The following is a 23314-nucleotide window of genomic DNA, read 5'->3' on the forward strand; positions in this document are numbered from 1 at the left end:
GAGCTCAAGCCTCAATCGCGCGACGTATATCAACAGGCGTGGAAGCGTCATGGACACAAGCAACTCGGCGCGCTGCGCATCCGGGAGTTGCCCACCAGCCGCGCCGAGACGCACCTCGGCAAGATCGCGGCGCGCTCGAAGTCGAACGCCAAGACGTTCCGGGTGGTGCTGCTCGGAATGTTCGCCCTGGCAGTCCAATACGACGTTTGCCGTTGAACCCGATTCGGGAGACCAGCCGGACGGGCGGGAAGCAATCCAGGGCTCACACCCTCGCCTCCGACGAGTTCACGAAGCTGCGCAAGGCGGTACGCGCATCGTGATCGTGAGAAGGAGTTCGGCCCTCGGCCAGGTCGCCAGCTCCCGGAGTTTGTCGACGTGCTCGTCTCGACCGGATGCCGGCCGAATGAGGTGCTGTCGCTGCGCTGGTCTGATGTCGATCTGCTGGCCGATCCGCCGACGATGACGATCACCGGGACCATGATCGACCACGGCGCGGTCAAGGGTGAGGCACTGCACCGACATGACGAGCGCAAAGGACGCGCCCCCGCACACACGGTGATCCTGCCCAGGCTCGCGGTAGAGGCCCTGACTATCCTGTTCGGCGATGCGGCCGGACCTGACAGCCCGGTGTTTGCCAACCGTGACGGCGGGCTGATGAGCTTGGCGAGCATGCGTCGATCGCTGCGCGCCGCGCTTCCCGAGGAACTGGGCTGGGTCACTCCTCGCGGCCTCCGACCGACTGTCGCGACGGTGGTTCGTCACAACCGCGGAGCGCTGAGGCGCAGGCTCAATTGTCTGCATGCCAACTGGCCACGACCGAGCAACACTACCTCGAACGTCGGACCATGGGACCGGATGCCAGGAAGGCTCTCTACCAGTTCACGAACGGAAAGTAGTCCGTCGTTTGTAGTCGGAAAGTAGTCGATTTGGCCTGCGTATCCGGAAACAAGAAGGCCCTCCACCAGCTATTGCTGGTGGAGGGCTCTTTGTGCTCCCCCATCTGGACTCGAACCAGAAACCTGCCGATTAACAGTCGGCTGCTCTGCCAATTGAGCTATAGGGGAATGCCCTGGGTCGGTAGACTCAGGCGGTCTGCCTTGGCGGGCTGACCGAGATGAAACTTTAGCGCATGGGGTTGTGGGTTCCCAAATCGGGCTGCTACCTGCGGACATGTGGCGTATAACGATGTGTCGACGAACGGTGGGCGGATCGACACGGGTGGGGCGGTTGGGGCAGGATGGGGCGGCACACGAACGTGGGAGGAGCTCCATCAGATGCTGCGGTTGATCATCGGCGTAGCGGCCGGGTATGTGCTGGGCACCAAGGCCGGGCGGGCGCGCTATGAGCAGATCAGTGCGGCGACGCGGGCGGTTGCGGGGAGCCCGGTGACGAAGAAGCTGGTGTCGGTGGGTCGGCAGAAGCTGTCGGACAAGTTGAGCACGCAGCAGAAGCTCGAGCCGATGGAGCCGTTGGACGAGCGGACCACGGTGCTCGTGCCACACAACCAGCTGCGCCGCTGATTCAGGCGCCCGCCGCGTAGCCCTCGTTGCCCATGGCCTGGGCGGCGAGGCTCTTGCGGTACTGCTCCAGCGCCACCAGGTCACCGAACAGGGTCATGTAGGTGTCGGGCTCCTCGCTGGCGGAGAGGCGCTGCAGCTTGGATTTGAGCTCGGCGATCTGGCGGCCGACCCAGGCTTCCTGGGTGCGGGCGAGGATGCCGGTGATGAAGCGCGGGGTGTCGTTCTGGGAGCGCACCGGTAGTTGCTCGTTGGCCAGTTCGGAGACCAGGGCGCGGATCATCAGGTCGTCGGTGTGGTCGGCGACGGCGGCCACCCATTCGGCGCCGCCGAGTCCGGAGGCCGTGCCGCCCGCCTGGGCGATCATGATCCGTACCGCCACGTAGGCGGGGTGGGTGAAGGCGGCGGTGTCGATGGCGTCGAAGGCGACACCGGCGATGCCGGGGTATTGCAGTGCGGCACTGAGGGTTTGGCGCTGAGCCAGCAGTACCGGATCGTTCGGGGCGGGGCGGACCGAGGAGCCCTCGTCGGCGCGAGGAGCGGAAACCGGTGCGGCACCGGTCTTTCCGCCGGGCGCGGGCTTGCCGTTCGGGCCGGAGCGGTTCTTGCGGGCTTCCTCGCCGACGCGGCGCACGACGAGCTGGATGTCGTCCCAGCCGACCCAGCCTGCCAGTTTGGTCGCGTAGCCCTTGCGGGTGGCGTTGTCCTTGATCTGGGCGACCACGGGCACGGTGCGGCGCAACGCCTCGACACGGCCTTCGACATCGTCGAGGTTGTGTTCGGCGAGCAGGCCGCGAATCACGAACTCGTAGAGGGGGGTTCGGCGCGCGACCAGGTCGCGGACGGCAGCGTCACCGGAGTGCTGACGCAGCTCGCACGGGTCCTGCCCGTCGGGAGCGACGGCGATGTAGGTCTGGCCGGCCAGGCGCTGATCGCCGCTGAAGGCCTTCAGGGCGGCGGCCTGTCCGGCGGCGTCGCCGTCGAAGGTGTAGATGATCTCGCCGCGCCAGAAGTTGTCGTCCATCAGCAGCCTGCGCAGCACCTGGAGGTGCTCCTCGCCGAAGGCGGTGCCGCAGGAGGCGACGGCGGTCTTGACCCCGGCCAGGTGCATGGCCATGACGTCGGTGTAGCCCTCGACGACCACGGCCTGATGGCCCTTGGCGATCTCGCGCTTGGCGTGGTCGAGACCGAACAGCACCTGAGACTTCTTGTACAGCAAGGTCTCCGGGGTGTTCACGTACTTGCCGGGCATGGTGTCGTCGTCGAAGAGCTTGCGCGCGCCGAAGCCGATCACCTCGCCGCCCAGGTTGCGGATCGGCCAGAGCAGGCGGCGGTGGAACCGGTCGATCGGGCCGCGTTTGCCCTGCTTGGACAGGCCGGCCGCTTCCAGTTCCTTGAATTCGAAACCCTTGCGGAGCAGGTGCTTGGTGAGCACGTCCCAGCCGCCGGGCGCATAGCCGCAGCCGAACTGCTGGGCGGCGGCGCCGTCGAAGTTTCGCTCGGTCAAGTAGGCGCGGGCGGCCTCGGCCTCGGGTTCGCGCAGCTGCGCCACGTAGAACTCGTGCGCGGCGGCATTGGCGGCGACCAGACGCGAGCGGGTGCCGCGGTCGCGCTGGACCGAGGTGCCACCACCCTCGTAGTTGATCTGGTAGCCGATGCGGTCGGCCATCTGCTCGACGGCCTCGACGAAACCGATGTGCTCGATCTGCTGCAGGAACTTGTAGACGTCACCACCCTCACCACAGCCGAAGCAGTGGAAGAGGCCGTGGTTGGGGCGCACGTGGAACGACGGCGACTTCTCGTCGTGGAACGGGCACAGGCCCTTGATGGAGTCGGCGCCCGCGCGCTTGAGCGCCACGTACTCACCGACGACGTCTTCGATCCGGACCCGGTCACGGATCGCCGCGATATCGCGATCTGGGATTCGTCCGGCCACGTGGGAAGTCTAGTCGGTCGGGCTCAGCGGCAGTCCAGCGAGGCGGCGACGCGCTCGAAGCGGCTCTCGGTGTAGGAGGCGATCTGGTCGATCACCACGCGCACGCGGGCGGTGTCGTCGGTGGCGGCGTTCCACCAGGGCAGCATCTGGTCGTCGAGGTGGGCGGGCGCGGTGGTGAGCAGGCGGTCGGCGACAGCCTGGACGCGGTCGCGCTGGGTCTGCTGGCGGGCGAGGTGGCCGAGGTCGGAGCGGACGTAGCGCAGGGCGACGGTCTTGAGGACGGCGACCTCGGCGGCCACGATCGGCGGCACGATCAGATCCGCCTCGTAGCGGATGAGGGGGCCGGGTCCGTAGCGCTCGTGGGTGGCCGCGATGGCGGCGGTCGCGAACCTGCCGACCAGTTCGCTGGTGAGTCGCTTCAGCGCCACCGAGGCGGCGAAGGTGCCGTCGTAGTCCACCGCGTCGGCCACGACGTCGAGTTCGGACAGGCGCTGCGCGGCGGCGGCGAGCGCCTCGATCGACTGGTCGGGATGCTGACCGTGGCCCTGCTCGGCGAGGGCGGCCTGTTCGGCGGGGTCGGCCAGGGCGCGCAGGTCGATGCGGCCGACGATCACGCCGTCCTCCACGTCGTGCACCGAGTAGGCGACGTCGTCGGACCAGTCCATGATCTGGCATTCCAGGCTCTGGACGCGTTCGGGTGCGTCCTTGCGGACCCAGGCCAGGCGTTCGAGGTCGTCGTCGTAGGCGCCGAACTTGGTGCCGGAACCGCTTCTGCCCCAAGGGTATTTGATGGTGGCGTCGAGGGCGGCGCGGGTGATGTTGAGTCCGGCGCTGCCCCCCGCCGGGTCGAGGACCTTGGGTTCGAGGCGGGTCAGGATGCGCAGGTTCTGCGCGTTGCCCTCGAAACCGCCGTACTCGTCGGCGAATTCGTCGAGGGCGCGTTCGCCGTTGTGGCCGTAGGGCGGGTGGCCGATGTCGTGGGCGAGCCCGGCCAGATCGACGAGGTCGGGGTCGGCGCCGACGCCGTCGGCGATGCTGCGCCCGATCTGGGCCACCTCGAGCGAATGGGTGAGGCGGGTGCGCGGGGTGTCGCCCTCGCGCGGGCCCATGACCTGGGTCTTGTCGGCCAGGCGGCGCAAGGCGGCCGAGTGCAGGACGCGGGCGCGGTCGCGGGAGAACTCACTGCGGTGACCACGGTCGGCGGCGCCCGGCCACGCGGTCTTGCCCGGTTCGTGAACCATGCGCTCCCGGTCGTGCGGGGTGTAGCTGTCGGTCATCGGATCTCACTGTCCCGCCGTGTAAGAGAAGTCTGCCGAGAAGTGGGTGAGCTGATACCACAGCAGCGCGCCGGTTTCGCGGGCGATGCCGTGGAACTGCGACTCCCTCGTGTAGACGGCCGGACCGGTGCGGGTGGGTGCGGTCCACGCGCGCAGACCGGCGTCGCGAGCCATCGTGCGGGTCCGCAGTGAATGCCACGGATCAGAGACGAGTACGGCCGATGACATCCCACGTGCGCCCATGGCGTCGGCGACGGCTTCGATGCTGCGCAGGGTGTCGGAGCCGGTTTCCACGGCGAGGATGTGGTCGCTGGGCACGCCCGCGTTCTCCAGGTAGCGCTTGCCCGAGGCGGCCTCGGTGTAGAGGTCGCCCTCTTGCTTGCCGCCGACGGTGATCACCATCGGCGCCACCCCGGCCTCGTAGAGCCGCCCCGCCTGGTACAGCCGCGCCTCGAACACCGACGACGGCGTTCCCGAGTACTGGGCGGCGCCGAGCACGACGATCGCGTCGGCGGGCGTGTAGTCGTCGATCCGGGCGACCTGCCACACCCGGACCGCGGTCCCGATGACCAGCACCAACCCCATCAGCACCGCGCCGACGATCAACCGAACCATCCACACCGACACCGACGACACGAGCCCGCGACGGGGCCGGGCATTCGCCGCAGGTGCTGGCGTTCGCGAGAAACCCGACTTCATCCTGATCAGTCTGCCAGGTCGCCCCGACCGCTGATGCGGCCAGCGGTCACCACCGGATTCCGGTCCGGTGAACTCCTCGCCAGGGCGTCCGCGCTCACCAGCCGCGTTCGCGCCACTCCACCAAGTGGGGGCGGTCGGTGCCGAGGGTGGTGTCGTCGCCGTGGCCCGGGTAGACGACGGTGTCGTCGGGGTAGCGGTCGAAGAGCTTGGTGGTGACGTCGGTGAGGAGGGTGTCGAAGTCGGTGGGGGTGTGGGTTTTGCCGATGCCGCCGGGGAATAGCAAAGGTCGGTAGCAGATAAGATGAGCCATGGCCATCATCAAAGCCGCGATCTACTGCCGTATCTCGGAGGACCCGCGCAGCACTGAGCGGGGCGTGACGCGCCAGCGAGAGGACTCTGAGCAGCTCGCCAAGGCCCGGGGGTGGGACGTTGTCGGTACCTATATCGACAACGATGTCTCGGTGCTGGGCGCTCGATATCGGCAGAACTACGACGCGATGCTCGAAGCCGCAGTTCGTGGCGAGTTCGACTTCATCGTCGCCTACGGCCTGTCAAGGCTCTGGCGTAACCGAAAGGAGCGAGCGCACGCGATCGAGGTCCTCGCGAAGGCCAGAGTCGGAATCGCCCTGGTCAAGGGGTCCGATATCGACCTGACCTCGGCAGCCGGACGTATGTACGCGGGCATCCTTGGCGAGTTCGACTCCGCGGAGTCCGAGATCAAAAGCGAACGAATTGCCCGCGCCGCCAAGCAGCGTGCCGAGGAAGGCCGGGCGAATGGTTCACACGCATACGGATGGACGCGTGTCTACCAACGAGATTCCGCAGGCAACATGATCAGCTGGGAAGACGTCGAAGATCCCATCGCCGCCGACGTGGTCAGGGGCATCGTGGCCGACCTCTTGGCCGGCCTGTCGATGAATCACGTTGTCCGAGAACTGAACGCCTCAGGCGTCCCCACACCCTCGGGGAAGGGAAAGTGGATGTCGTCGACAGTGCGCAAGCTGGCTCTGCGCAAGATGAATGTCGCGATCCGGACGCACCGAGGACAGGAGTATCCAGCAGCATGGCCCGCGATCGTCGACCGAGATACCCATGACCGGGTGACAGCGCTACTGACCGACCCGTCCCGGGTGACAACTAAAGGAGGCGCCCGACGTCACCTCCTCAGTTTCGGTATCGGCCGCTGCGGAAAGTGCGGGTCGATCCTGCGTGTCGTCAATCGAGGGGGCCCACACATCTTGTACTGCTGCGACACGCCGCAGGGCTGTGTCGGACGACGAGTCGAGTGGGTCGACGAATTCGTTGCCTCGGTGATCTGTGCCCGACTGGCACGCGAGGACGCGCGAGACCTCTTCGTGAGCAGCGACGACACCGCAGGTCGGGACGCTCGCATCCGCGTCGATGCGATCCGATCCCGGCTGGACAGCGCCGCAGATGCCTTCGCAGACGGCGAAATCGACGCCCAGCAGCTCGCACGAATCACCGCAAAGCTGAAGCCCGAACTGTCAGCCGCCGAGGCAGACGCGAGCCGAGCTACAGCAGGATTGGATAGCACGCTCGTTTCGGAGATCACCGCTGGTGATGCGCGCGAAGTTTGGGACAGTCTTGCTGTCACGCAGCGAATTGCGGTTCTTCAAGCACTGGACGTCCGCGTGACGCTCCTCCCTGCTCGAGGTGGACCGGGCTTCAAACCGCAGTATGTCCGGATCGACTGGAATGCGTCCGAGAGCCAACCATGATCTCCGCCTATGGGTTTCGGTACGCTTCACTACGAAGCTGACCAGCACAAATAGACAGATTGGCGTGCGCGGTAGTCGCGGCGAATTCGCGAACTTCTCGCAATGAAGGTCGGAGAATCGCCACCTGTTAACTGGACTCGCTGCTCAAAGATTGCTGCGGGAAAGCCGCGGCAGACTGACCAAGCAGGCGCTTCGTAACCCGCACTCTTGGGCGGCCTGCCTCCGCGGCGAGCGGGATGCCCTTCCACGGCCCTGGCCGTGATCTCCGGTTCTGAGCGGCGGCTGGTCCGTGTGGTGTTTGTCCCTCTCGGTGTGGCCTGAGGGCTGCCCATCGCGTAGGCATCGGGCGTCAAGGGTGGCCGCAGGCCATCGGCTTGCCGACGCGTAGCGCCCTTGATGCCCGAGGTCTGCGTGATAGCCCTCAGATCAGGCCACGCCGCGAGGGACAAACACCACGTCCCGCGAAGAACCGCGCGACCGCCAGGTCGCGATACCCGCTCCCGAGCTCGGCGCGCACCGGCGCAGCCGAGTAGCGACGCAACTCGCGTACCACCCACCCACCAGCACACGCGCTACACCACCACACCCACCACCAACAGCCGCGGCTCTAGACCGCAGCCACACGCACCCGACGCCACCACCGTCACCGACTCCCAACGCAACCCACTCGCAAACCCACCGATGTACTCCCAACCCAACCACTTCTTTTTCTCTCAACCACCATCCCATCCATCTCTTCTTTGTTCTTTGATTTCTGATTGCTCCCCACCCCCACCCAGTTCGACATCTCATTGGACACGCAGTGGGTGATGAGATGTCGAACTGGGTGGGGGTGGGGAGTGAGCAGAAATCCCGCCTTTACGCCCAGCTCACGGGATGGATGGGATGGTGGTTGAGAGTGCGAATATCTAGCACCGCACCAGTGCTAGATATTCGCCAGATAGTCGCGTGGTTTTCGCGCCTTCGATCCACACCAAGATCGAATACCGGTTCGCCGAGACCTCGAGACTATCGCCCTTCCTCGGCGTGACAGCGTGAGCACGGACGGCGGGCAGTTCAAGGGCGCTCCTTCGTCGCGTCGGCTTCGCCGATGGCCTGCGGCCACCCTTGAGCAACCCACCGTCCGTGCTCGTGAAGCCTTCGGAGGAAGGGCCAGGGGAACAGTTGGGGAACCCGCCCAACCACCGAACCGCGGCAGGCAGATCCTTGGAGGCAAGCGAGCGAAGCTCGTGCGGCAGTACATCTCGAGCCGAGCGGGCCGGAACGCGACGGAGCCCCCGACCCGATCACGGGCCAGGGGCTCCTGGTGGTGCTGTCTCGAGCTACGCGGGCGGGGTGTAGCTGCCCAGGTCGTAGACGCGGCCGTTGCCGCCCTCGGCGGGGCCGACGAACAGCAGGCCGTCGAGCCGTCCGCCGATCGCGACGCCGTTGGCGCGGGCACGGCGGAGTCCGGCGCGGATCGCGCGCTGGACGTCGCGGTCCATCGTGACCGCGCGCAGGCCGTCGTCCTGGTCGTCGGCGGGCTCGTCGATCTCGACGATCAGCTGCGAGTCGATCACCGGATCTCCGGCCGCGGTGACCTGCGGCTTGCGGTTGACCCAGAACAGCGGCTGGCCCTTGCCGTTGTGGCGGTGGCGGCGGACCACGGCGATGATCTCGCCGCTCACTCCGTCGCCGGGAGCGACGTCGCGGCCGAACGGGTTACGGGCGCCGCCGGTCATCAGCTCGGCGTTGATCTGGTCCAGGTCGGTCAATGCGTTGGTCATGATGTGTCCTTTGTTCGTGTGGAGTGTGTTCTGGAGGTGGGTTGAGAACCCGGGGCAGGCTCGTCACCTGCCCCGGTAGCGATCGGTCAGCGAACCAGGCTCAGTACCTCCCCCGTGTCGTCGTCGGCCTCGGCGGCGGCGATGATCTGGGCGACGCGGGAGTGCGACAGACCAACCGCGGCGCCGATAGTGCGGGTGGACTCCCCTGCCGCGCGGCGGCGCAAGATCTCGGCGTCACGGTCGGCGACCGACTCCGGCTCCGGCGCGGTGTCCAGGGCCTCGACAACCGGTGTCGACCCGCTGTCCAGCGCTGTCCGGTCGGTGTCCAGTGCTGGCCACACCGCGTCTACCGGTGTCGAATCGCTGTCCAGTCGTGCCGGACCGAACTCGGGCGCGGCTTGGGGCAGCTCGGGAGCGCGCGGGACCTCGATCAGCGCCGACAAGCCGTGCGTGGCGGCCAAACCGAACAGCGGAGCCGCGCCCGCCACGCCTGCCGCGATGGCTGCGGGCAGGATCCGCTGCCCTGATTCCGCAGCGTGGAGACCATTTCCGACCACCGAGATCAGTTCGGCGGCGAACAGCTCGGTCCAGAAGAACCACTTCGTCGCCGCGGGGATCGCGACCCCCTGGCGGGCCCGTCGTTGCAGCGAAACCAGGGCGACAGCGGACTGGACAATGGCTCCATCGACGAAGATCGGGCCGACCCACGCTAGACGCGGGTCGATTCCGGCCATGACCGACAACTCGGTCAGCGCCGCGAACGACCACACGAACGCGCCGAGTCCGATCACGATCGTCATCGCCAGCGCGGTCAGTTCGGCGGCGTCCATCCGCCGGGTAGACGGACTGTGGACGGGCTGTACAGCGGCTGTACGGGTCATCGTTCGTACCCCTCTCGATTCATCGACGCGGCCCACGGGCTCCACGTCAGGGTGTGCACCAGGCGCTCCTGCTCGTCGTGCAAGGCGTGCCCGGACAGCTGATCCAGGGCGTTGTCCAGATCGCTGGCCAACTCTCGGTTACGGTCCTGCAGATCGGCGACCTGCTGCTCCAGCTCGGAGATCCGGGCCAGCAGATCGGTCTGCTCGGTGGCGATCTCGGGCCGCTGCATCGGGCGCAGCGCGATCACGGGGGCGAGGCCGGCCTGGTCCTGCTCGACGACGGCGGTGGCCGTCGCGGGCATCGTTGACTCGGCCGCCGCGCTCACCGTTCGACTCCTGCCCGCTCGGTCTGGCGGTCCATCGCCGCGGCGATGGCGTTGCCGCGCCCCTGGTAGTCGGCCAGGGCGCTGGTGCGGGCTGCCACCGAGTTACCGAATTGCGGGACGGGGCACGCCGGGTTGTTGCGGGAGGCGTCGATCGACGGGAGCCCATCGACGCTGTGCCGATAGGGGGTCGAACTCGACTCGGCCCCTTCGATGACTTCCGTGGTGTGGTCGCGTGGCACGCGCTCCGTAGGGTTTCTGCCCGCCGCACCGGAGTCGAATTCGAACCACGTGGCCTGGTCGTCAGCGGCACGCTCTGCCTCCAACTGTCGGGCCCTGTCAGCCGTCGTCGGTTGGGCGGCGCGGATCTCGTCGGCCCGTTCGTAGGTCAGGCGATCGGTGTACTGGCTGGTGACCAATCCCAGGTCATCGCGGGCGATGCCGTTGACGGTCAGATCGCGTGCTTGGTCCCAGCTGCGGGCCTCGACCGGGTGGAGGGTGTCGCCCAGCTCCGCGCGGCGGGCGTCGGCGGCCTCGACGCCATCAAGCTGGTAGTGCCCGTAGGCCTCGGAGAGAGTCGACCAGGCGTCGAACCAGTTGTCGTCGCCGTGGTTGTTCCAGGTCGAGCTGTATTCGTCACGGTCGAGGTCATCGGCGGGGTCGTAGTCCGTGGGATCACGGCCGTCACTGATCGAAGCCCAGTGAGTGAAGTCCGAGCGCATCAGTATCTCGGTGTCGGACTCGGTGGCGAAGTTGTCAGCCGAGGTGTTGTAGGTAGTGTCGTTCATCGGTTCGTGCCTTTCGGAACTGCTTGTGGAATAGGTGGGTTCGTGGCCGGGCCAGGCGCCGTGGCCGGTCATCTCGCGTGCTTGCATGTGCGATGACCACCGGGTGTCGTTCATGTCGGGCGGCTGCACTCCGCCCGGCATGAACACTTCGTGCGCCCGCTTCATCGCCTCGGGCGCCTGGATCCAGGCGTCGTGGATCTCGGTGATCTCGCGCCAGGCCGGTCCGACCTCGGGGTCTGAGGACCACAGGGCGTCGATCGCGCGGGCTTCCGGCAGCAAGGCAGGGTCCTCGTCGTAGCCGCGGTCGTAGTAGTCCTGCGCGCGGGCGAAGTCGGCTCGCCACAGCACTTCTCGGTCGTCGTCGATCCGCTCGGCGTAGCGCGCGATGTACGGGTCGTCGAGCTCGTCCTCGCGGCTCATCGCTGCGCCCCGTCTCGCTCGGTGGTGCGCTCGACCGCGGCGGTGACCGCGTTGCCGGGCGCGTAGTCGGCCAGCGCGCTCCGTCCGGCTTCGGCTGCCTGACGTTCCGGGCTGCCGAACCGCTTCTCGGCCGGGGTGCGCTCGGCGAGCTTGGCCACCGCCTCGTCCCGCTGACCACGGAACGAATCACGCTCGGCCAGGGCCTGGTCCCGCTCGGCGGTCATCGCCGACAACCGCCGGGTGAGCTCGGCGTTGGAGTCGGTGAGCTCACCGTTGTGCTCGATCGACAGACTGTGGCGCTGACGCAAGCTGTGGTGCTCGTTGTCCAGGAGCTCGCGGGTGGCCTCGGACTCGCCCAGCAGGTGCTCACGGACCGCGACACGCTCGTCGGCCAACCGGTCCGACACCGTCTTCGGCAGGCCGTAATCGGTGTAGTACGGCGACTCCGGAAACCGCGGGTCGGTGACCTCCACCCGCGTCCGCGCCACCGAGGGTCCGGCACTCATCACACCGCGGTGGGCGTAGTCGAGCGCGGCCACCTCGCTACCCAGCGTGGAGATCTCGCTGTGGAGCACCTTGCCGGTGCCCGGCTCGATCCGCGCCACCGCCACCTCGTACGGGGTGTCGGCGCCGGTGTACTCCGGCTCCCGATCCCGCGACCACCGCCCGACACTCGCGATCACCTCGCCCCGCTCGCCGAACGCCGAACGCCGCTCCACGTCACGGGCCGCGATCCCGTCGGGGCGGGCCGTGACCGAGGCCCACACGTTGTTCTCGGCCAGGACCGGATTGCGGGTCATCGCCTTCTTCATCTCGGCCAGCGCCTGCTCCCGCGAGGGGTAGAAACCCTGCGCTTTGTGCTGGTCGTCGCCGTAGGACCCGATGTAGGCGGTGTTCTCGGCCAGGTAGCCCAGCTCCGCGCCGACCTCGCGCCGGGTCAGACCGGACGCGCGGGCGACCTTGATCGAGTTCTCCTGCGCGACCTCGGCGACATCGGGATCCAGACGACGACCGTTGACGTCGACACCCAAGTGCGCGCGCCGCAGCCGCTGCACCATCGACTGCTGCTCGGCGTTGAGCTCGTCCCACGCCCGCGGCTCCCGCATCTCCGCACGCTGATCGGCCGCGGCGCGTTCGCGTTCCTGCTGGGCGGTGAGAATGCGCTGGTTTTCCTGGCGCCGATCGATCACCCACTGCTCGGAGTGCACCGCCGCCAACCGTGCGGTGTGCTGCTGCTCGGGGGTCATCGGCTTGAACACCGCGCCGTAGGGGCGGCTGGAACTGCTGCCGACGCCATCGAGGGCCTGGACCACCTGCCCGCGCCGCTCCAACGACAACGCCGGCGTCTCGTGCAGGGTGGACTCGATCCGGTACCGGATTCCGGCCAGCCGCTCGTCGTCGCGATCGGCATCGGCGTTGGTGTAGCCGGGCTCGCGGCGGCGGGCGTTGGCGGCCAGGACCTCGGACTGGTAGTCACCGACCCGCTTGGAGTACCAAGCCGCGGCGATCTTCTGCTCGCCGACCTGGATCCGGATCGCCTCGGCCAGCTCCTTGCGTTCCTTACGCGTCAGCTTGGGCACACCCGCCCCGGCCTTACCACCGCTACGGCCGCGCTGGTTGTGGATCCAGGCCCGCGCCGCGGCCATGATCGCCCCGAGCGCCTTGCCGGTGCTGCGGGTCAGCTCGTCCTCGACCGCGGGGCCATCGCCCTGGTTGCTGCTGTGACTGTCGTGAAGTGTGAACATTGAATCTCCTTGTGTGAGTGGTTAATTCGTGAAGGTGGTCAGTGGGAGCGGTGGAGTAGCGCCGCGTCGACGGCGACGCGGTCGTCGAGGGTCTGGACCTCGGCGTACTCGGTGTTGTGGGGCCATTCGCGGCCGTCATGGACTTCGCGGTAGGCGAGCTCGTAGCGGCGCTCGTCGAGCACCGGCACCGGATCGCGGTGGTACACGCTCGCGAACCGGCGGCCGTCGAATTCGGCGTTGAGGGCCCGCAGCTGGGTGGCGAGCTCGGTCTCCCGCGGCGCGGCCTCCGGTTCGCCGTCGATGCGGGCCCCGATCCGCACGTCCAACAGCTGGGCCTTGACCACCTTGATCTGGTCAAGCAGCTGGGCAGCCGACAGATCCGCCGGGCCCGCGATGGACTTCGGATCGACCGCGAACAGCAGATCGGCCCGGAACAACGCCAGCGCGGCGGCATGGTCAGCGCGCAGTTCGGCGACGTCTTGAGCGTGTCGAGCGGCGATCTCGGCATCGAGGGCGGCCAGTTCCGGATCGACCTGCGTGAGCGCACGGAACTGGACCTGTGCGCGCCGGGCCTGCCTGGCATCGACCGCGGCCACCGCCGCGACGACGGCGACACCGGCGAGCACACCGACTACGGCCGACCGAATCATGTTGTTGGACATCACTTTTCCTTCTTGTTGGGGTTCGACGAAGTACGGCGGGTCTCGTAGTGGGCCCGACGCTGGGCCAGGGCCTCGACGTGGCGCCGGATCCAGGACCCGGCATCGGCGGCGGCGTAGTAGGCCATCTGGGCGGTCTCGATCGCGCCGGGGCGACCGGCGCAGTGCCACCACCCGAACGCCGCGATGGCCAGCACGTAGAGCGCCAGTGGGCCGGGCAGGGGCAGCACCGTCACCGCGGTGCCCGCGACGGCGGTACCGGCGATGGCCGGGCCCCAGATCCGGGTCCAGTCACGGGCCTTCGTCGCCCGGTCGACGTGCGGTTTGACGGTTCGCCCGACCTGTCCGCCGTCGGGGACGACCGGGGTCAGCTGGGCGGCCAGCTTCTCGGCGGTGGTGCCGGTCATGTCGGCGGCGAGCTGGTCGAGCACCGCCTGCTCGCGGGCCTTCGCCGCGGCGCTGCGCCCGCCGATGGCCTCGCCGTCGTCTTCGGGATCCGGTAGCGGATTGGGGATTGCCATGGTCGTGACTCCTTGTCCTGCTGGCTTTTCAGGCGCTGCGGCGCTTGGACATGTCGATCACCGGCGCGAGATCACCGGGCTCGGGGTCCTCGGCCGGGCCGGTGAACTTGTTGAGGCCCGGCAGCGGCCGGATCCGGGAAAGTTCGGCGTCGTCGAGGGGAGACACGCGGCCCCAGCGGGCACGCCCACCGGCGACCTGGACCACGTCGCCCTTCTGCATGGCCCGCAGGCGGTTCGGCGGGACCAGGAACTGATCACCGGACTGCACGTTGCCCTCGTCACCGGCGGCGTTGCCGCTGATCAACTTCCGCGACAGTTCGAACTTGGGGCGGGTGCCGTAGATCTTGGCCAGGGTCTCCGGGTCGGTGGAGCGGCCCAGCAGCGAACCACCCGATGCCGCCGACACCAGCGCGGTGCGGTTGTCGTCGTCGTGGCCCAGGCCCTGCCAGGACTGCGCGATCCACCACGACCCGATCCCGGCCTTACGCAGGCGCTCGACCCACTTGACCGCGCGGGTCTTGCCGTCCGACACCGCGGAGAACTCGTCGACCACCATCAGCGAGGTACGGCCGTGCTGCTTGTCGGCGAGCTGCTCGAACATCGTTCCCAGCGCACCGAACTGGCTGCGCGCCCGGTCGGGGGTCTTCACGCCCTCCAACACGATGTAGATGACGTCGAAGTCGGTGAGCTCCTTGTCGCCGTCGAACGCCGACCCGAGCGAGCGGTACAGGTTCGCGAACTCGGCGCGGGCGGAGTTGATGACCGGCTGCTTGCCGTCGATCGTCGACGCGATCTCCATGTCGATTCCGGGGACACCGGGCCACGGGTTCGCCCCGGCCTCACCGCCCCACAGCTTCGACAGGCGTTCGACGTTGAACCGCGACAGGAAGTCCAGCCAGCTGCGCGGCGGGTTGTGCCCGATCGGCGTCACCTCGCCGTTGATCGACTCGACCCGCGCCGGGGCGTCGACGATCAGGTGGATCAGCGTCTCGCGGATCTCGTGGAAGTAGCGTTCAGTGTCGGTGCTCGGCGTGCTGCCGCCGGAGATCATCGCCGACAGGATCGACCGCAGATCCTGCACGATCGCCTGCTGCTCCTCGGGCGTCTTCGCATCGAAGTCGGCCCGCGGCCACATCCCCAGCGACACATCGTCGGGGAAGGTGCCGAAGCGCTCCGGACGGACACCGAGCGCGGCGAACCACTTGCGCATCCGGACCGCGACCTTGCGGCTCTCGGGACCGCCGTTGCAATCGACGATGATCACCAGCGGGCGACCGGGCCGGTCGGCACGCCACCACTGCCGGTGCCGGGTCCACGTGGTGACGAACCAGGACACCAAAACGCGCAGCATCAGGGTGGTCTTGCCCGAGCCGCTCGACGCGACGGTGGTCATGTGCTCAGCCACGTTGATCCACGGCAACAGCAGCCGAGTCTCGGTGCGGCCCAGCAGCATCCGGAACATGCTCTTGGGCGGAGCCTGATCCGTCTGCGACGACTGGCGCCCGATCACCAGCTGCGGGCTCCAGTAGCCGGAGGTGAAGGGCAGACGCCGCCGCGACAGGCGCGCCGCGGCACGCTGCTCGCGCTGGGCCTGGGCCCACAGCGCCCGCTCGGTGCGGGCCGGGGACTTCAACCCGACCGTGGCCAGCTGCACACGACGGTTGGCGTGGGCGATGGTCGCGGTCATCCACGCCACCGGCACCAGCACCACGGCCATGCCCAAAAGGCCGGCCGCGTACTGGCCGTCCATGAACTGGCGCGACGCCTCGGTCGCCATGGTGCCCGGCGCCAGCACATCCCACGCCCACAACGCCGCGGCGCCCGGCATCGCCAGCAGACTGCCGATCATCCAGTTGCGCAACTTGGTCGGCTGCCACGCCAGCGCGGTCGCCGGGACCAGGATCAACGCGACCATGACCAGCACCGCCACCACGCACGCCGCCATCAGCAGCGCGCCATCGGCGACACCGTCGAGGGAGATCTCGCTCAGGTTCGGGATCCAGCCGATCGGGTCGGTGTCCAGGCCGACCGGCGGCATCGTCGGCTCGACATGGATCTCCGGCGAGTTCGCCGGGGTCGGCTGGGCGGACAGGACCGGCGTCGGCGCGTACGGCGCGCAATCAGCCGGGGTGATCATCGGGGTGCAGCTCATTGCGACACCGCCTTTCCGTTCTCGGTTCGGTCTGTGACCTGGGTGTTTTCGTGATCAGCGGCGCCGCCCGCGATCACCCGGAGCCCGGGTCGCAGGTCGGGAGAGGACGAATCGGCCTTCTGCTTGGCCAGAAACCCGTCCAGATCCACCAGCCGCAGCCGCGGCCCGCTGTCGGTGTCCATGCCGTTCGCGGCGGTCCGGATCACCGTCTTGACCGCCTCACCGCGGCAGTAGTAGGTCAGGCCGACACATCCGGCCTGCTGCGCGGTCCGCACCGCCTGCACCACCGCACTACGCGCTGCGGCAATGCTTTTCGGTGTCAGCTCGACCTCGACCGCCCACAGATCCCCGGCAGGGTTGTAGAAACGGCCGTCGTGGATGTGCGGGCGGGCCTGCCCGGCCTTCACCATCCCGACCTCGGCGCGCAGCGTGCGTTCCGAGATCCACCGGTCCAGGTCCATCCCGGTCAGCGCCAGACGCAGCTGGAACACGGCTTTGGTGTGCGCGGCCATCTTCGGCGTGGGCACCCAGTAGCGCACCGGCCGATGCAGCAGTGCCTCGGCCGTCGACTTCGTCGGGAAGATCCACGCCGGACCGAGCACCGGCCGCGGTCGCCGATCGCTGATCATCCCGGCCGCCGACCACTTCGCCACGATGCGATAGGTCCGGGAACTACTCACGCCCAGCATCTCGCCGACCACATCCATTGGTGCGCCGTACATCTCGGCCAGGATCGTGAGACCGGCCATATCGCGCGGTGAGAGCCGAAAGCTCATCTCTCCATCCCTTCTCGCTCGGTAGTTCGTGCCAGCGCTGCGGCCACGGCGTTGCCCGAGGGCGAGTAGCTCGCGAGTGCACTGGTCGGCGCGGTCCACGCCGGTCCGGGATCCCCGGCACTCGGCTCGTCGAACTCGGCGCGGTCCACGCCTCGGCGTTCTGCCGCCCGGAGCTGGTGCTCGCGGGTGGCCTTCGCCAGCGCCCGCCGCTGCGCCTCGCTCGGCTCACGCTTCGGCGCGGCCTTCTCGACGTCGAAAAGGTGCGCCACCAGCGGTTCCTTACGACTGCCCCGCGAGCGGACGATCCGGCCAGCGATGTCCTGGCCGTTCGGGCGCAAACCCTCAGCAGCCAACTGGCGCCGGGTCCGCAAATGCGCGGGCGCGGTCCGCCACTCGTAGGTCGGAATCGGCTCACTCATCGCGGCACCTGCCCGTGCGGCACCCGCTCGACGTGCACACAATCGGTGCGCTCTACCTCGTGCGCCCGGCAGATGTTCGGCGACTCGACGTAGGACTGCTGGTCAACCCACGCGACCGAGCAGCCGACCATTCCGACGACCACCAGCACCGCCAGCGCGAGCAACCGCAGACCCGCGGGAAGATGGTTCAGCGGGGCGTATACAGCGCCGACACCGGCGAACTCTGGACCACCCATCGACTGCAGGGCACTGCGACCAACCTGGTCACGATCGTCGATCCGGCTGCGGTACCGCGGGGCGCCACTCCCCTGCCCGTTCATCGCTCGACGCCGTCCCGGTCGGCGTTGCGGGTGATCGCATCCGCAATCGCGTTGCTGAACTCGCGGTCGGTCTGCTCGCGGTCCGGATGCGGGTACACGCGAATCTTCGATGCGCTGTCGCGGGTGTGCCCAAGCCAGTCAGCGAAGCTTGCTGCCGGACCGGCTGCGTAGCCCAGGCCCCGCGCGGTCGACTCGACGTTCACGCTGCCGAAAGTGCGCGGAATCCAGTCACGTTCCGGGTCGATTTCATCGAATCGGTCCGCGTACGGCTCCAACGCTGCGTAGCGGGCCTGCAACGCGACCGTGCGCCTCTGCAAGATCGCCTGCGCCGCGATGATCGAATCCAGCTCGTCCAGCAGATCTTCCGGGTCGTAGAACGGCTCCTGGCCGTGCTCGGCGCTCATCGCCGGATCCCCGATCGCTTCGACGCCCGCCACAACCACACGGCGCCAACGAGCATCAGGATGAATCCGAGGGCATCCGGCGCGATCAGCGCCAGAGATCCGATCGATAGCAGTGCGACCGCGGTCGCGAATGTCCGGGCCCGCATTAGGCTGCCCTCCGAGCCGAACGGCCCAGCAGCGCAGCGAGCTTGGCTCGTGCCTGCGGTGACATAGGGGGCGCCTGGGCAACGATCTCGTCCAGGTAGTCGCACACGTCCGGTGCGAGGGTCACGTTTCGCGGAGCGCGGCGGCCATCGTCTTCATTCACGCTTCCAGCGCACGCGGCTGCCTGCGATCGTCCAGCGAATGCCGGACCACCAACCTTGCGCTGCTGACGAACCGGTGCACTCATTTGGCACCGTCCTCGGCCAGCGGGCGAGTGAGCGCCAGCACCTGGTTGCGGTCGACCTTGATCAGCCGCGGGCCGACCTGGAACGCCTGGAGCAGACCCGCCTTGGTCCACCGACGAACGGTGGTCGGGTGCACGCCGCCTGCGAGCAGGCCAGCATCTCGCAACCCGATCAGATCGGGAGTCGTCCTCGAACTGTCCCCTGTGTGCATCTCTGCAACTCCTTCTGCTTGCTCGGTTTGTGTATACACAAGACCGTATACGCAGCTGCGTATACGCACAAGCACTGCGTATACGCAACCTGCTCCGGGCAGCAAAAAGCCCTGATCAGCGGACTGATCAGGGCTCTTGACAAGGGCGCCGGGAAACCCGGCGGTGGATCACTCTCGGCTCAGCGCCATCCGGAACGAGAAGGCGCGGTAGCGACCGGGAATGTAGGACACATCGGAGATCATGAGCAGCCGATCACCGGCGGTGAGGTACCGCTGCTTGATCGTCATGATCGGTTCGCCGACCGGCACACCGAGCCAATCCGCGTGGCTACCAGCGGGCGCTCGCTCCGATAGCTCCTCCTCGAGGAAATCGGCTTCCGGCGGGGACTGCCCCGGCAGATGGAAGGTGTCGGAGATCGAAATCGGTCGCCCGCCCTCCGTCGCGCGAGTGATCACGTGAACCAGCGTCGCGCCGACCTCGAGACCGAACGTCTCGGCCAGCTCCTGGTCGGCCGCGATCTCACGAATCTCGCGGTCGATCGCCACCTCGTCGCCGCCGGCGGATTCGGTGTTGTAGGTCGTCTCGGGGCTCTCCATCTGCCGCTCGGGCGAGATCCTGGTGTCGTCGGACTGCGCAAGGACCAGCGTCCCGCGGCGTTCGACCGTCTTGACCAGCCCCCACCGACGAAGCTGACCGATCGCCTTCCGAGCAACGATCTCCGACACCCCGTTTTCGCGCGCGATCTCCGCCAGGCTGGGTAGCCACACATTCGGGGGTATCACCCCCTTCCGGATGTCCGCGGCGTACTTGTTCGCGATCACCACATACTTCGGCTCCGGCATCGGTACCCCTCTCGGTCCTGAACCACAGGCAAACCGCCTGTGTATACGCAGAGAATGTACCTGCTATCGAGCGACACACCGATAGCGACAACGCCCGGCCACGTCGTACGCCGTCAGCGCAACTGCCAATACTGTGCGACGTCGTCCAGGTTCCACCAGGACACGAACGAATCGTCCGACGAGACGAGAGACCACCCGGCAGCGAGTTCGTCGAAGAACTCGTCCGAACCGGTTTTTCCCCCCTTGGGCTCCCCGATGTAGATCACCCGATCGCCGCCCGCGGCAACGTAGTTCCGCAGCGTTTCGGCTGACATCGGGTCTTCCCATCCCGGCGGCCAGCACAGGAACAACACACGGTTGCCGAGCTGCTGCGACTCCCACCCCTGTTCGAGCTCCGACAGTCCCGCGACCGGGTGCCACGTCGCTCGACGACCGGGCGCGTTGGGGAATGACGGATTCGCCACGACCTCCGGCGGTTCGGAATCGAATGCCACCACGTCGATTCCGCCGCCCGCGAGCATGGCCGCCCAGTACCCGCGCCCGGCACCGACTTCACAGACTCCTCGGCCACCGGCGACTGTCGCGATCCAGTCGAGTGTGCCAGGCGACGGAACTGCGTATGCGTACGTTTCCTGCAACACGGTCTGCGCGTACCCAAGTCGAGCGCTGCCTCCCGCGCCGGCGCCGGGTATCCGACGACAGCCCTCCGCCCCGGCGCCGACGATCGGCTCCACGATCGCCCAGTACGGGTTTGCGCTCTCACCCCCTGCGAGGAAGTGCAGCATCCGCAGGTCGAGCAGCCGCTCCTGCTCAGGATCGGGACCGCCAGCTAGGCTGGCTGCAGTATCAAGGTACTCGGCAACCTTTGGATACTCCGCCTGCAACCTCACCTCGTCTGCAAGCAGCGTGGCTAGTTGGTGGCGACGATCCGGGGACAACACGAAGGTAGTCATCGCACCATTGTGCCTAGCCCAGACGCGATAGGTAATTGACTTGAGCTTCTCAGCACGAGCCCAAGCGCGCGCTGATCCGATAGCATCCCCTACCACGTTAGCCCTGCACCTCGTGTGCCAGCGCCACGGTAGAGAATCTGACGTGGAGGGTGATAGTCGCTTCAACCTCCCTCGGGGTTGTCTGCAGTTCCCAAATCGCATGGGCAGCGAAATATGCTCACCCCTCCTCTCCGAGACATGCCATTAATTGTGGAGAACCAGCCGGTTCCAGAGATCGATGCGCAGCTTACCGCTGACATAAATCCACCAAGTATCGCCCTGCTCGACACTCCTTTAATACCCGAAAGTTCCATAACGCGCGCGAGAGAACCGAAGAAATCATGATCACCAATAGAAATCTCGTGACGCGCAGACATCTGTTGCACCTCGTCATCTACAAGTAGGACCAGGTCCTCAACTGTCATTTGAGTTTCAGATCGGGAAATAAGTATTGTTGCAATAGACTCTAGCGGAGGACTTAATGTCTGCAGCTTCCCGTACGGAAAATCCCTAAATGTCAATTGCAATCCGTGCCGCTCATTGATGATTCTAAATAGCGAAACTCTCGCCGCGAGGAGCATCGCGTCAGCCCTCAGGGACGCGGCAGACAGATTAGCACCAGTTTTTCTCTGGGAATGCCTGGCCAGCACCTCTATAACCCACTCCAAAGAATTCGAATCACTGTAGGCGATGTCCATGAAAATATCATGAGATCCCGACAGGACAACATTATCAGGATAGACGCCAACCGGATTTAATAGGTGATCATAGTCGGCGTCTACAAGGAATATAACCCGTTTCAAGCGGCGATCCTCTACCAACGCAGCCAGCTCTAGAACACCTGGTCGCCCACCTTTGGGCTGAAATATGTACACCGCATCGCTCTTGTGACGCTTCAACAAGAGAACATCGTCATCTCCTTCAACAACAAGGGCGTAGGAATTGCTCTCCTGCAGGGCCATCGCTATGGTGTTGAAAAGAGTATTTCGATTGAGAGATTCCCTCACAGAAACTGGACCTCCGGTGGGCCCAGACGGATAGCCCGCTCCCAGTCATCATTGATGATCTGCGGTGAATGAGTTGCCACTATCATTCTAAATCCAGCAAGTTCAGCGATCTTCTGCACGTCAGGAATGAAGGCGAGCTGCCAAACAACATGAAGGGATATCTCCGGCTCGTCAATCAGAACTAGAGCGCCCTCGGGAACATTGAAGAGGAGATCGAACATGAGAATGATCTCATGTTGCTCCCCGGACGACAACGAGTCGAGCGCTATCTCTCCGTTTGTTCCCGCATGTAATACCTCAATCCCTGCTTTTGCAGTTATCCTGAGCCGCTTATTCATCAGTCGGGAATTGATGATCTTTTCAAGAAGCTCAATCTTCCGAAGCAAAGCCCCAAACGGCGCCAACTTCTTATCCGCATCGATGAGATACAGATTCAACAACTGCACTTCCCATTCGACAAGAGGGCGCCCAGGCAGCGACAGTTCCCCCACTAGGGGAACAGAAACGACACGCGCCAGTCGACTTCTGAACTTGTTCTGCTTATCGTATCGAGCTCGAACTTCGTCCTCTGGCATCGAAACATCACGGGAATGCTCCAATACGCGATTAGGAAATGTTCGGTCCAACTGCTGAGTAAGCTGCGAGTGCTCGGTTTGAGCAGCGTTTACAAGCGCTTGCATCTTCTGCGCTTGCTCCGTGATCTTAGACGACGGCTTTGCATGCCGAGAATGGTGGGCACGCCATGCTGCAGCCGCTCTTCTGTCGGTATAGTTTTCAATCCTAAGCCGCTGAGTCTCGATCAAAAAGCTAGGAGTCTTCTCGCGGAATTCGCGAATATCAGGAGGAATTCGAGTCGTCAAACGCCCTTGCTGTTGGTAACGATTCACAAGTTCCGTCAGAGAAGCCAATTCGCCATCCGACCGATCTTCCCAGAGATCCTCATTGAATGGCCGCCACGAGGTGTTGCCGATAAGCCATTCATCGAAGTCCTCATCGGAAAAATACTCCCACACCGACGGGCGCGAACCTTTGCGATGTACTGTAAAAGTCACGGAGTATCGGACCTGACGACCTTCGTCGTCACCTCTCTGCGTACGGGACTCGTTACGAGATACATTGAGTTCCGTACCATCGGTGTACCGAAGTATTGCAGATTCAAAGGGAAGATTAACGAGGGCGCTACCATTAAAGCGCGAAGAATGATGAATGATCTCTAGAAACTTCGTCTTGCCGACACCATTGGGACCGTATACAATAACATATTGGTCGTCGGCAGCGAAGCTGACATAGTGGTCATATTCTCCGAGCACGCGCTTCACTTCGGCACTTATGAGTGCCAGCGATTGTGTAGTCACACGCCTATCCTGCCTCACACACACACATCACGCGACACTTGACACATGTGGCGTTGGAAAATTTCCCGATTCTGCTGATTTGCAATGCCGCAGAATAGGTGGCGCAGAGCTACAGTCCACCCTGGCGTCTTCACGTTCAGCACAGCTCTGTTGTACGTCGAAGGCACTACTGCCC

At 65.9% G+C, this 23314-nt stretch carries 25 protein-coding genes and 1 tRNA gene; 4 read left to right on the top strand and 22 right to left on the bottom strand.

Going from position 1 to position 23314, the window contains the following annotated elements:
* The first annotated feature begins 87 nt into the window (after window positions 1-87).
* Complete coding sequence (locus ACFVVM_RS24640) at window positions 88-216, top strand: hypothetical protein (RefSeq protein WP_387622553.1); 129 nt, start codon at window positions 88-90, stop codon at window positions 214-216.
* A gap of 159 nt (window positions 217-375) precedes the next feature.
* Entirely contained in the window at window positions 376-921 is a 546-nt protein-coding gene (locus ACFVVM_RS24645; protein ID WP_387622556.1) for a hypothetical protein, read from the top strand.
* Between the two features lie 70 nt (window positions 922-991).
* On the opposite strand, the gene ACFVVM_RS24650 is transcribed toward ACFVVM_RS24645, so the two are convergent.
* Window positions 992-1064, bottom strand: a tRNA-Asn gene (locus ACFVVM_RS24650).
* Between the two features lie 210 nt (window positions 1065-1274).
* Between ACFVVM_RS24650 and ACFVVM_RS24655 the strand changes: the two genes are divergently transcribed.
* The gene (locus ACFVVM_RS24655; protein WP_387622559.1) at window positions 1275-1520 is read left to right on the top strand and encodes a hypothetical protein; all 246 of its coding nucleotides are present in this window, start codon (window positions 1275-1277) and stop codon (window positions 1518-1520) included.
* A gap of 1 nt (window position 1521) precedes the next feature.
* Here the strand turns inward: ACFVVM_RS24655 and dnaG are convergent, their stop codons facing one another.
* From dnaG to ACFVVM_RS24675, 4 genes are all read right to left on the bottom strand, one after another.
* Window positions 1522-3453, bottom strand: coding sequence for a DNA primase (gene dnaG, locus ACFVVM_RS24660; RefSeq protein ID WP_387622562.1), 1932 nt, complete (start codon window positions 3451-3453; stop codon window positions 1522-1524).
* A 23-nt stretch (window positions 3454-3476) separates the two neighbouring features.
* On the bottom strand, window positions 3477-4730 hold the full coding sequence (locus ACFVVM_RS24665; RefSeq protein WP_387622565.1) for a deoxyguanosinetriphosphate triphosphohydrolase: 1254 nt from the start codon (window positions 4728-4730) through the stop codon (window positions 3477-3479).
* A 6-nt stretch (window positions 4731-4736) separates the two neighbouring features.
* Window positions 4737-5345, bottom strand: a complete 609-nt coding sequence (locus tag ACFVVM_RS24670) for a YdcF family protein (protein WP_387622567.1) — start codon at window positions 5343-5345, stop codon at window positions 4737-4739.
* Between the two features lie 178 nt (window positions 5346-5523).
* A complete protein-coding gene (locus ACFVVM_RS24675; RefSeq protein WP_387622569.1) occupies window positions 5524-5739 on the bottom strand; it encodes an MBL fold metallo-hydrolase in 216 nt (71 codons plus the stop codon).
* Between ACFVVM_RS24675 and ACFVVM_RS24680 the strand changes: the two genes are divergently transcribed.
* Entirely contained in the window at window positions 5738-7168 is a 1431-nt protein-coding gene (locus tag ACFVVM_RS24680) for a recombinase family protein (RefSeq protein WP_387622572.1), read from the top strand. The two genes, ACFVVM_RS24675 and ACFVVM_RS24680, sit on opposite strands and share 2 nt — an antisense overlap.
* 1322 nt (window positions 7169-8490) lie before the next feature.
* Here the strand turns inward: ACFVVM_RS24680 and ACFVVM_RS24685 are convergent.
* The 17 genes from ACFVVM_RS24685 to ACFVVM_RS24765 all read right to left on the bottom strand — a co-directional run bounded on the left by ACFVVM_RS24685 (window position 8491) and on the right by ACFVVM_RS24765 (window position 23139).
* A complete protein-coding gene (locus ACFVVM_RS24685; RefSeq protein ID WP_387622575.1) occupies window positions 8491-8934 on the bottom strand; it encodes a hypothetical protein in 444 nt (147 codons plus the stop codon).
* An 86-nt stretch (window positions 8935-9020) separates the two neighbouring features.
* On the bottom strand, window positions 9021-9815 hold the full coding sequence (locus ACFVVM_RS24690; RefSeq protein WP_387622578.1) for a DUF2637 domain-containing protein: 795 nt from the start codon (window positions 9813-9815) through the stop codon (window positions 9021-9023).
* Entirely contained in the window at window positions 9812-10141 is a 330-nt protein-coding gene (locus tag ACFVVM_RS24695; RefSeq protein WP_387622581.1) for a hypothetical protein, read from the bottom strand. Before ACFVVM_RS24695 ends, ACFVVM_RS24690 begins: the two co-directional genes overlap by 4 nt.
* Window positions 10138-11346, bottom strand: a complete 1209-nt coding sequence (locus ACFVVM_RS24700; protein ID WP_387622582.1) for a hypothetical protein — start codon at window positions 11344-11346, stop codon at window positions 10138-10140. Before ACFVVM_RS24700 ends, ACFVVM_RS24695 begins: the two co-directional genes overlap by 4 nt.
* Window positions 11343-13091, bottom strand: coding sequence for a hypothetical protein (locus ACFVVM_RS24705; protein ID WP_387622585.1), 1749 nt, complete (start codon window positions 13089-13091; stop codon window positions 11343-11345). Before ACFVVM_RS24705 ends, ACFVVM_RS24700 begins: the two co-directional genes overlap by 4 nt.
* Window positions 13092-13129: 38 nt before the next feature.
* Window positions 13130-13753: a hypothetical protein gene (locus tag ACFVVM_RS24710; RefSeq protein WP_387622587.1), complete on the bottom strand. Its 624-nt coding sequence runs from the start codon at window positions 13751-13753 to the stop codon at window positions 13130-13132.
* The gene (locus ACFVVM_RS24715; RefSeq protein WP_387622590.1) at window positions 13753-14271 is read right to left on the bottom strand and encodes a hypothetical protein; all 519 of its coding nucleotides are present in this window, start codon (window positions 14269-14271) and stop codon (window positions 13753-13755) included. The genes ACFVVM_RS24710 and ACFVVM_RS24715 overlap by 1 nt, the downstream gene beginning before the upstream one ends.
* A 28-nt stretch (window positions 14272-14299) precedes the next feature.
* Entirely contained in the window at window positions 14300-16423 is a 2124-nt protein-coding gene (locus ACFVVM_RS24720) for a hypothetical protein (protein WP_387622591.1), read from the bottom strand.
* Entirely contained in the window at window positions 16420-17199 is a 780-nt protein-coding gene (locus ACFVVM_RS24725; RefSeq protein WP_387622593.1) for a hypothetical protein, read from the bottom strand. Before ACFVVM_RS24725 ends, ACFVVM_RS24720 begins: the two co-directional genes overlap by 4 nt.
* A complete protein-coding gene (locus ACFVVM_RS24730; RefSeq protein WP_387622596.1) occupies window positions 17196-17618 on the bottom strand; it encodes an RRQRL motif-containing zinc-binding protein in 423 nt (140 codons plus the stop codon). Before ACFVVM_RS24730 ends, ACFVVM_RS24725 begins: the two co-directional genes overlap by 4 nt.
* Window positions 17615-17854, bottom strand: coding sequence for a hypothetical protein (locus tag ACFVVM_RS24735; protein WP_387622598.1), 240 nt, complete (start codon window positions 17852-17854; stop codon window positions 17615-17617). Before ACFVVM_RS24735 ends, ACFVVM_RS24730 begins: the two co-directional genes overlap by 4 nt.
* A gap of 80 nt (window positions 17855-17934) precedes the next feature.
* Complete coding sequence (locus ACFVVM_RS24740; RefSeq protein WP_387622601.1) at window positions 17935-18342, bottom strand: hypothetical protein; 408 nt, start codon at window positions 18340-18342, stop codon at window positions 17935-17937.
* Window positions 18343-18729: 387 nt separating this feature from the next.
* The gene (locus ACFVVM_RS24745) at window positions 18730-18942 is read right to left on the bottom strand and encodes a hypothetical protein (protein WP_387622603.1); all 213 of its coding nucleotides are present in this window, start codon (window positions 18940-18942) and stop codon (window positions 18730-18732) included.
* A 168-nt stretch (window positions 18943-19110) separates the two neighbouring features.
* Window positions 19111-19785, bottom strand: a complete 675-nt coding sequence (locus ACFVVM_RS24750) for a GntR family transcriptional regulator (RefSeq protein ID WP_387622605.1) — start codon at window positions 19783-19785, stop codon at window positions 19111-19113.
* Between the two features lie 113 nt (window positions 19786-19898).
* A complete protein-coding gene (locus ACFVVM_RS24755; protein WP_387622608.1) occupies window positions 19899-20738 on the bottom strand; it encodes a hypothetical protein in 840 nt (279 codons plus the stop codon).
* A 161-nt stretch (window positions 20739-20899) separates the two neighbouring features.
* Window positions 20900-21784, bottom strand: a complete 885-nt coding sequence (locus ACFVVM_RS24760) for a hypothetical protein (protein WP_387622611.1) — start codon at window positions 21782-21784, stop codon at window positions 20900-20902.
* Complete coding sequence (locus ACFVVM_RS24765; RefSeq protein ID WP_387622614.1) at window positions 21781-23139, bottom strand: AAA family ATPase; 1359 nt, start codon at window positions 23137-23139, stop codon at window positions 21781-21783. The genes ACFVVM_RS24760 and ACFVVM_RS24765 overlap by 4 nt, the downstream gene beginning before the upstream one ends.
* Window positions 23140-23314: the final 175 nt, after the last annotated feature.

It is taken from the genome of Nocardia sp. NPDC058176 (assembly GCF_042883805.1).
GTDB lineage: Bacteria > Actinomycetota > Actinomycetes > Mycobacteriales > Mycobacteriaceae > Nocardia.

Coding starts and splice junctions, on each gene's coding strand:
- ACFVVM_RS24735 (WP_387622598.1), bottom strand. CDS start 17,854: ATGGGTGGTCCAGAGTTCGCCGGTGTCGGCGCTGTATACGCCCCGCTG.
- ACFVVM_RS24755 (WP_387622608.1), bottom strand. CDS start 20,738: ATGACTACCTTCGTGTTGTCCCCGGATCGTCGCCACCAACTAGCCACG.
- ACFVVM_RS24730 (WP_387622596.1), bottom strand. CDS start 17,618: ATGAGTGAGCCGATTCCGACCTACGAGTGGCGGACCGCGCCCGCGCAT.
- ACFVVM_RS24720 (WP_387622591.1), bottom strand. CDS start 16,423: ATGAGCTGCACCCCGATGATCACCCCGGCTGATTGCGCGCCGTACGCG.
- ACFVVM_RS24705 (WP_387622585.1), bottom strand. CDS start 13,091: ATGTTCACACTTCACGACAGTCACAGCAGCAACCAGGGCGATGGCCCC.
- ACFVVM_RS24665 (WP_387622565.1), bottom strand. CDS start 4,730: ATGACCGACAGCTACACCCCGCACGACCGGGAGCGCATGGTTCACGAA.
- ACFVVM_RS24655 (WP_387622559.1), top strand. CDS start 1,275: ATGCTGCGGTTGATCATCGGCGTAGCGGCCGGGTATGTGCTGGGCACC.
- ACFVVM_RS24745 (WP_387622603.1), bottom strand. CDS start 18,942: ATGCACACAGGGGACAGTTCGAGGACGACTCCCGATCTGATCGGGTTG.
- ACFVVM_RS24680 (WP_387622572.1), top strand. CDS start 5,738: ATGGCCATCATCAAAGCCGCGATCTACTGCCGTATCTCGGAGGACCCG.
- ACFVVM_RS24725 (WP_387622593.1), bottom strand. CDS start 17,199: ATGAGCTTTCGGCTCTCACCGCGCGATATGGCCGGTCTCACGATCCTG.
- ACFVVM_RS24685 (WP_387622575.1), bottom strand. CDS start 8,934: ATGACCAACGCATTGACCGACCTGGACCAGATCAACGCCGAGCTGATG.
- ACFVVM_RS24710 (WP_387622587.1), bottom strand. CDS start 13,753: ATGTCCAACAACATGATTCGGTCGGCCGTAGTCGGTGTGCTCGCCGGT.
- ACFVVM_RS24670 (WP_387622567.1), bottom strand. CDS start 5,345: ATGGTTCGGTTGATCGTCGGCGCGGTGCTGATGGGGTTGGTGCTGGTC.
- ACFVVM_RS24740 (WP_387622601.1), bottom strand. CDS start 18,342: ATGAGCGCCGAGCACGGCCAGGAGCCGTTCTACGACCCGGAAGATCTG.
- ACFVVM_RS24675 (WP_387622569.1), bottom strand. CDS start 5,739: ATGGCTCATCTTATCTGCTACCGACCTTTGCTATTCCCCGGCGGCATC.
- ACFVVM_RS24700 (WP_387622582.1), bottom strand. CDS start 11,346: ATGAGCCGCGAGGACGAGCTCGACGACCCGTACATCGCGCGCTACGCC.
- ACFVVM_RS24715 (WP_387622590.1), bottom strand. CDS start 14,271: ATGGCAATCCCCAATCCGCTACCGGATCCCGAAGACGACGGCGAGGCC.
- ACFVVM_RS24690 (WP_387622578.1), bottom strand. CDS start 9,815: ATGACCCGTACAGCCGCTGTACAGCCCGTCCACAGTCCGTCTACCCGG.
- ACFVVM_RS24750 (WP_387622605.1), bottom strand. CDS start 19,785: ATGCCGGAGCCGAAGTATGTGGTGATCGCGAACAAGTACGCCGCGGAC.